At 68.4% G+C, this 6,753-nt stretch carries 9 protein-coding genes; 8 read left to right on the top strand and 1 reads right to left on the bottom strand.

Annotated features, from left to right (window positions below; translation table 11 throughout):
- The 5 genes from MA07_RS30010 to cobJ all read left to right on the top strand — a co-directional run.
- Positions 1–182, top strand: a 182-nt coding sequence (locus MA07_RS30010) for a cobaltochelatase subunit CobN (RefSeq protein WP_160195394.1), incomplete at its 5' end; no start/stop codon positions are given.
- On the top strand, positions 179–1,474 hold the full coding sequence (cobG, locus tag MA07_RS05825) for a precorrin-3B synthase (RefSeq protein ID WP_036347949.1): 1,296 nt from the start codon (positions 179–181) through the stop codon (positions 1,472–1,474). The genes MA07_RS30010 and cobG, both read left to right, overlap by 4 nt.
- Positions 1,471–2,103, top strand: coding sequence for a precorrin-8X methylmutase (locus MA07_RS05820; protein ID WP_036347948.1), 633 nt, complete (start codon positions 1,471–1,473; stop codon positions 2,101–2,103). The genes cobG and MA07_RS05820 overlap by 4 nt, the downstream gene beginning before the upstream one ends.
- Before the next feature lie 7 nt (positions 2,104–2,110).
- The gene (locus tag MA07_RS05815) at positions 2,111–2,851 is read left to right on the top strand and encodes a precorrin-2 C(20)-methyltransferase (RefSeq protein ID WP_036347947.1); all 741 of its coding nucleotides are present in this window, start codon (positions 2,111–2,113) and stop codon (positions 2,849–2,851) included.
- Entirely contained in the window at positions 2,848–3,612 is a 765-nt protein-coding gene (gene cobJ / locus MA07_RS05810) for a precorrin-3B C(17)-methyltransferase (RefSeq protein WP_036347946.1), read from the top strand. The genes MA07_RS05815 and cobJ overlap by 4 nt, the downstream gene beginning before the upstream one ends.
- On the opposite strand, the gene MA07_RS05805 is transcribed toward cobJ, so the two are convergent.
- Complete coding sequence (locus MA07_RS05805; protein WP_036347961.1) at positions 3,594–4,346, bottom strand: cobalt-precorrin-6A reductase; 753 nt, start codon at positions 4,344–4,346, stop codon at positions 3,594–3,596. The two genes, cobJ and MA07_RS05805, sit on opposite strands and share 19 nt — an antisense overlap.
- A 37-nt stretch (positions 4,347–4,383) precedes the next feature.
- Here MA07_RS05805 and MA07_RS05800 point away from each other — a divergent pair, with 37 nt between their 5' ends.
- The 3 genes from MA07_RS05800 to cobM are packed head-to-tail and all read left to right on the top strand — an operon-like array spanning position 4,384 to position 6,748.
- Complete coding sequence (locus MA07_RS05800; protein ID WP_036347945.1) at positions 4,384–5,595, top strand: bifunctional cobalt-precorrin-7 (C(5))-methyltransferase/cobalt-precorrin-6B (C(15))-methyltransferase; 1,212 nt, start codon at positions 4,384–4,386, stop codon at positions 5,593–5,595.
- The gene (locus MA07_RS05795; RefSeq protein ID WP_036347944.1) at positions 5,574–5,978 is read left to right on the top strand and encodes a cobalamin biosynthesis protein; all 405 of its coding nucleotides are present in this window, start codon (positions 5,574–5,576) and stop codon (positions 5,976–5,978) included. Before MA07_RS05800 ends, MA07_RS05795 begins: the two co-directional genes overlap by 22 nt.
- A complete protein-coding gene (cobM, locus tag MA07_RS05790) occupies positions 5,975–6,748 on the top strand; it encodes a precorrin-4 C(11)-methyltransferase (protein WP_036347943.1) in 774 nt (257 codons plus the stop codon). The genes MA07_RS05795 and cobM overlap by 4 nt, the downstream gene beginning before the upstream one ends.
- The last annotated feature ends 5 nt before the right edge of the window (positions 6,749–6,753 follow it).

The raw sequence follows: 6,753 nt of genomic DNA, 5'->3' as shown, positions 1-6,753 counted from the left end.
TCTTGTTCACAGCCTTGATGGCAGACGAGCCGACCTGGCAGCAGATCGTCGGCGCCAACCCGGCCGCCGCGCAGGCGATCCGCGAGCGCCTGGCCGATGCGCGCCGGCGTGGTTTGTGGGAGAGCCGCCTCAATTCCGTTGCAGCCTTCTTCGAGGATGATCGGAAGGAGGCCGCCGAGTGAGCGCGCAAGACCACATCGCGCGCCGGGGCTGGTGCCCGGGCGTGCGCCGCCCGATGGCAACCGGCGATGGGCTGCTCGTGCGCCTGCATCCGTTCGGCGGCAGGCTGTCCGCGGATCTGGCGCGCCTCGTTGCGCAGGCGGCGCGCCAGCATGGCAACGGCCATCTCGACATCACAGCCCGTGGCAATCTGCAGATCCGCGGCGTCGGCGAGGACACCTACCCCGCCCTGCTCGCGCAGCTTGATCGCGAAGGCCTGGTCGAGCCTGAGGGTGAGGGCCCGAACCGTCTCACGGTGCTGTCCCCCCTCGCCGGTCTCGATCCACGCGACCGGTGCGACACCCTCACCCTGGCCCAGCACATCGAGAATGCGGCGGCCTCTATCGAGGGCCTTCCGCCCAAGGTCTTTGTCGCCGTCGATGGCGGCGGGGCGATGCCCCTCGATGCTGTGGGAGCCGATCTTCATCTGGTGGCCCTTGGTCACGACGCCATCGCATTTGGCATGTCCTCTTCCGACAATCTGCATTGGGTCGGCGCATCGCCCCTCTCCCGCACGCCGGATGCCGTTCACACGATCCTCTCGGGCTTCGCAAATCTGAGGCGAGAGGGTGCGAGCGAGGCGCGGCGTCTGCGCGATCTCGAGCCCGGTTTGCTGCGAGAGCTGATCGCACGCGCAGACCTCCATCCGGCCGCAGTACCGGCCCGGCGGTCGGCACCTCCACGTGCGGGTGTCATGTCTCACGGAAACGGGCAGGCCGTTCTCCTCGCGCTGCCCTTCGGCCGCTGTCGCACCGAGCAACTGGTCGAGGCAGCGGCCTGGAGCGAGCGCTTCGGCAGCGGCGAAATCCGCCTGTCCTTCACGCGCGGCATCCTGTTGCCGATGATCGCAGACGAGCACGTCTCTGCACTGATCGACGAGGCGAGCCGTGCCGGTTTCATCACCGTTCCAAACGATGTGCGCCTGTCCCTGTCCGCCTGCCCCGGCAGGCCGGATTGCGGCAGTGCACTGACACCCGCTCCTGCCGACGCCCTGCGTCTTGCGGAGTCCTGCGGGGATCTGCTTCGCCAGGGCGCAACGCTTCATGTCTCGGGTTGCACGAAAGGCTGCGCCCATCCCGGCAGGGCGGATCTCACCCTGGTGGGCCGCCACGGTGGCCGCTACGACATCGTGCCGAACGGCTCGACCCGCGACGCGGCCTCCCTCCATCTTTCTCTCGAAGAACTCATGTCCCGTTTATCGCCTTCGAACACCTTGGACGACCTGCGCGGCGCCTTCTCGGAGGGTCGGCCATGAGCGCCCCCCGCGACTACATCCGCGAGGGCGCAGAAATCTATCGTCGCTCCTTCGCGATCATTCGTGCCGAGGCGGACCTGTCACGCTTTTCCGGCACCGCCGAGCGCGTCGCCGTGCGCATGATCCATGCCTGCGGCATGACGGACCTGCCGGGCGATATCGATCTCTCTCCCGATTTTGCGGAAGCGGCCGAAGCCGCTCTCAAGAACGGCGCGCCGATCCTGTGCGACGCCAAGATGGTGGCGAACGGCATTACCCGGGCGCGGCTGCCGGCGAACAACGAGGTGATCTGCACCCTGGACGATCCGCGCGTCCCGACACTTGCCACGGAACTCGGCAACACCCGCTCGGCCGCCGCCATGGAGCTGTGGCGCGAGCGGCTGGAAGGTGCGCTCGTGGTGTTCGGCAATGCGCCCACCGCACTCTTTCATCTGCTCGAGATGCTCGATGCCGGCGCGCCGAAGCCCGCCGCGGTGATCGGCATACCGGTCGGGTTCATCGGCGCGGCTGAATCCAAGGAGGCGCTGGCCCGTGACGGGCGCGTGCCGTACCTCGTGGTTCACGGACGGCGCGGCGGCAGCGCCATGGCGGCAGCGGCCGTCAACGCTCTTGCGAACCCGGTGGAGTGAGGTGGATATGGCCAACGACACCATCCGCTTCTTCGGCTTAGGCCTCGGTCCCGGCAATCCGGATTACATGACGGTGCGCGCCCGTAGGATCCTGGAGAGCACCGACAGGCTCGTCCATTTCTGCAAGCGCGGACGGCGCGGCAACGCGCGCACGATCGCGGATGCCATCGTCGGCCAGAACCCGGACCGAGAGATCGCCCTCGTCTATCCGGTGACCACCGAAATCCCCGCCGACCACCCGGATTACGCCGCTGCCCTCAACCCGTTCTACGAGGAAGCGGCCGCGCGGTTGCTGGCCGAAATCGAGGCCGGCCGCACCGTCGCCGTGCTGTGTGAGGGCGATCCCTTCTTCTACGGCTCCTTCATGCATCTCTGGTGGCGGCTTAAGGACAAGGTGCCGACCGAAGTCGTGCCCGCCGTCTCCGGCATGTCCGGCGCCTGGACCCGCGCCGGCGCGCCGATTACCTGGGGCGACGACGTTCTCACCGTCGTGCCGGGAACGCTGCCGGAATCCGAGTTGATGCGGCGCCTTTCGGGCACCGATGCCGCCGTGGTGATGAAGCTCGGTCGCAACCTGCCGAAGGTTCGTGCAGCCCTCAAATCCGCCGGGCTTCTGGAGCGCGCGATCTATGTGGAGCGCGCCACCATGGCGGAAGAGAAGATCATCGCGCTGCCCGAACTGCCTGAGGATTTCGACGCCCCCTATTTCTCGCTCATCATCGTGCCGGGGCAAGGGAGGCGCGTATGACGGGCCTCGTCACCATCGTGGGCCTCGGTCCCGGCGAACCGCAATACCTGACGCCGGCTGCGTCGGAGGCGCTCGCCTCCGCCACCGATCTCGTCGGTTATGGGCCCTATGTGGACCGCGTGCCGGAGCGGCCCGGCCAGCATCGCCATGCCTCGGACAACCGCGTCGAGCTCGATCGTGCGCGCTTCGCGCTCGATCTCGCCGCGAAGGGAGCCCGTGTGGCCGTGGTATCCGGCGGGGACCCCGGCGTATTCGCCATGGCGGCAGCTGTGTTCGAGGCGGTGGAGAACGGCGATCCGGCGTGGCGCAGCCTCGACATCCGCGTAGAGCCCGGCATCACGGCGATGCTCGCCGCCGCTGCCCGCGTGGGTGCGCCGCTCGGCGGCGATTTCTGCGCCATGTCGCTCTCCGACAATTTGAAGCCGTGGGAGGTGGTCGAGGCGCGGCTTCGCGCGGCGCTCGGCGCCGACTTCGTGGTGGCGCTCTACAATCCCATATCGTCAGCCCGGCCCTGGCAGCTCGGTGCGGCGTTCGAGATCGTCGCGGAATCGCGCGGGCCCGACACGCCGATCATTCTCGCGCGGGCCGTCATGCGGCCGGACGAGCGGATCGGGATTCTGCCGCTTTCGCAGGTGGAGGCGTCCATGGCCGACATGTCCACCGTCGTGATCATCGGCGCCAGCACCACCAAGCTCGTCGAGCGGCCCAATGGCGAGGCGCCTTACGTCTACACACCGCGCTTCTACGGAGTGCGGCCGTGACGGCGCTCCAGCCATTCCAGGGCGGCGTCCGCGCTCGCAACCTCCTCGACGCCGCGCGGCTTTTCCGGCCGCCTCACGACGATGACGGGCAGCCCGAGCGCGCGAGCCGCGGCGACCTTCGGATAGGTGGCAGCCCCGCCCGAGTTCTTCGTCACGACGATCTCGACGCGCTCCCGCTCCATCAGCACCCGCTCGGCCGCCTCATCGAAGGGCGCGCGGTCCTGAATGGCAATGACGTTCGGCACCGGCAGCGCCTTGCCGATGGGCTCGATGGTGCGCACCAGATAGGTGTGCTGCGGCGCCGCCGCGAAGGGCGGCAGCTCGAGACGCCCGACCGTGAGAAACACGCGACGCGGCTCCTCGCCCAACGCCCGGACAGCGTCTTCCATCGCGCTGACCTCGATCCATCGATCACCCTCCTGCGGGGTCCACGGCGGGCGGCGCAGGGCGAGCAGCGGAACGTGCATCCGTCCACACGCCTCGGCTGCGTTGCGCGACATCAAGGCGGCGAAGGGATGGGTGGCGTCGATCACCGCCTCGATCCGTTCCTTCGCCAGGAAACCCGCAAGCCCCTCCACGCCGCCGAATCCGCCAATGCGGGTCGGGATCGGCAGGGGGCGCGGGTCGCTGGTGCGCCCGGCCATGGACAGAACAGGGCTGAACTCGGATCGGCCGGCCAGACACCTCGCCAGTGCCGAGGCTTCCGTCGTGCCGCCCAGAATGAGAATGCGCATGCGCCCCTTTTCCCCGAAATCTGAGACGGAGTCGAGCATGACGAAGGCTCCCTGGCTCACCATCATCGGCATCGGCGAGGACGGGCGCGCCGGGCTCTCCCCTGCTGCGTTGGCCGCTCTCGACCGGGCGGAGTTCGTCATCGGCGGCGCGCGCCATCTTGAGCTTGCAGCGCCCCTGTCGGCGCTGACGCAAGTCTGGCCTTCGCCCTTTACTGAGGGCTACCCAATGGTGCTCGCCCGCCGGGGGCAGCCGACCTGTGTCTTGGCGACAGGCGATCCGTTTCATTACGGCGTCGGGGCGGAACTCGCTCGTCTTGTTCCGGCGGACGAGATCGTCTGCCATCCGCAGCCCTCCGCCTTCAGTCTCGCGGCCGCGCGTCTGGGGTGGTCACTGCCGGATTGCGACTGCGTGAGCCTGCACGGGCGCGCGCTGGAGCGGATCATTCCCTCCCTGCAGCCGGGCGCTCGTATCCTCGCTCTGTCCTGGGATGGTTCGACACCGGGCAAGCTCGCGGAGCTGCTGAAGGCACGCGGCATGTGCGCCTCGACGATCACGGTGCTCGAAGCCATGGGAGGTCCGCGCGAACGCATCCGCACGGCGGATGCGGCCCGGTTCGACATGGCCGGGATCGACCCGCTCAACACGATCGCGGTCGAGGTCGTGGCACCGCAGGGTGCCCGTGTCGTTCCCCTCACGCCCGGTCTCACCGATTCCTGGTTCGAGAATGACGGCCAGCTCACCAAGGCGGAGATGCGCGCGCTGACGCTCGCGGCCCTGGCTCCGAAGGCCGGTGAGCTGTTGTGGGATGTCGGCCTGGGTGCGGGATCCGTTGGCATCGAATGGTGCCTGCGCCATCCGCGCAACCGCTGCATCGGCATCGAGGAGCGGCCGGAACGCGCCGAGCGGGCGCGGCGCAACGCACAGGAACTCGGCGCGACAGCGCTCGACATCCGCATCGGGCAGGCGCCCGAGGCCCTGGCCGACCTGCCGGCGCCGGATGCGGTCTTCATCGGCGGCGGCGCGTCGGAACCGGGTGTGTTCGATGCTGCATGGACGGTGCTGAAACCCGGCGGACGCCTCGTCGTCAACGCCGTAACGCTGGAGACCGAGACCCTGCTCGGCATGCTCTACGCGAAACATGGCGGCACCATGCGCCGCCTGGCGCTCTCGCGTCTGGAGCCCGTCGGCGGCATGCACGGCTGGCGGGCCGCGATGCCGGTCACGCAATGGGTGGTGACGAAGCCATGATCGTGGCCGGAATAGGATTCAGGCAAAGCGTCGAAGCCGACGAGATCGTGGCCCTCGTGAAGCAGGCGCTGGAGCGTGCGGCGCTTTCACGTAACGATCTGAACAAACTTGCAACGATCGAGGCGCTGGCCGCCCTGCCTGCTTTTACGGAAGCCGCCCGCCAGCTCGACGTTGCGGCGATACCTGTTGCGCAAACTGTTCTTCTTGCGACAGCGCCGCATGTGCGCACGCAATCGGCCCGCTCCATCGCGGCGCATGGTGTGGGATCGGTCGCAGAAGCTTCGGCCCTCGCGGCGGCCGGGCCGCAACCGCAACTCGTCCTGGAGCGCATAACTTCGGCCTCCGCCACCTGTGCCCTCGCGCGTTCAGAGACAGGGTCATGACCGTCCACTTCATCGGGGCAGGCCCCGGAGCTCCTGATCTCATCACCGTGCGCGGACGCGCCCTCGTCGAGCGCTGCCCGGTCTGCCTCTACGCCGGCTCCATCGTGCCGCCGGAGATCCTGTCCTGGTGCCCGCCCGGCGTGCGGCTCGTGGACACGGCTCCCCTCGATCTCGATGCCATCACGGCCGAATACGTGCGGGCGCACGAGAAGGCTGAGGACGTGGCGCGGCTCCATTCCGGCGACCTCTCGATCTGGAGCGCCCTGAGCGAGCAGCTGCGGCGGCTCGATGCGCTTGGCATCCCTTACACGATCACACCCGGCGTGCCTGCCTTCGCGGCAGCCGCGGCAGCGCTCGGACGCGAGTTGACCGTGCCGGAGGTCGGGCAGTCGGTGGTGCTCACGCGAACATCGGGCCGGGCCTCCGCCATGCCGGAGACGGAACGGCTTTCGACCTTTGCGCAGACGAAGGCGACGCTCGCCATTCACCTGTCGATCCATGTGATCGAGCAGGTGGTCGAAGAGCTTATGCCCGCTTACGGCGCAGATTGTCCCGTGGCCGTCGTGTGGCGCGCGTCCTGGCCGGATGAGCGCCTGATCAAGGGCACCCTGTCCACGATTGCCGCCATGGCGCGCGCCGAGAAGCTGGAACGCACGGCGCTGATCCTGGTGGGGCGCACGCTGGAGGCAAAGGATTTCCGCGACAGCGCGCTCTATTCGACGGATTACGACCGGCGCTTCCGGCCCAGCGCTCGTGAGGACGGCCGATGAGACGC

It is taken from the genome of Microvirga sp. BSC39 (assembly GCF_000739015.1).
Taxonomy (GTDB): Bacteria; Pseudomonadota; Alphaproteobacteria; order Rhizobiales; family Beijerinckiaceae; genus Microvirga.
This window is presented reverse-complemented; position numbering and strand designations above follow the sequence as displayed.

What these genes read in the sequence shown, in the direction of transcription:
- MA07_RS05795 (WP_036347944.1), top strand. Translation starts at nt 5,574, where the DNA reads ATGGGTGGTGACGAAGCCATGATCGTGGCCGGAATAGGATTCAGGCAA.
- cobM (WP_036347943.1), top strand. Translation starts at nt 5,975, where the DNA reads ATGACCGTCCACTTCATCGGGGCAGGCCCCGGAGCTCCTGATCTCATC.
- MA07_RS05805 (WP_036347961.1), bottom strand. Translation starts at nt 4,346, where the DNA reads ATGCGCATTCTCATTCTGGGCGGCACGACGGAAGCCTCGGCACTGGCG.
- MA07_RS05815 (WP_036347947.1), top strand. Translation starts at nt 2,111, where the DNA reads ATGGCCAACGACACCATCCGCTTCTTCGGCTTAGGCCTCGGTCCCGGC.
- MA07_RS05800 (WP_036347945.1), top strand. Translation starts at nt 4,384, where the DNA reads ATGACGAAGGCTCCCTGGCTCACCATCATCGGCATCGGCGAGGACGGG.
- cobJ (WP_036347946.1), top strand. Translation starts at nt 2,848, where the DNA reads ATGACGGGCCTCGTCACCATCGTGGGCCTCGGTCCCGGCGAACCGCAA.
- MA07_RS05820 (WP_036347948.1), top strand. Translation starts at nt 1,471, where the DNA reads ATGAGCGCCCCCCGCGACTACATCCGCGAGGGCGCAGAAATCTATCGT.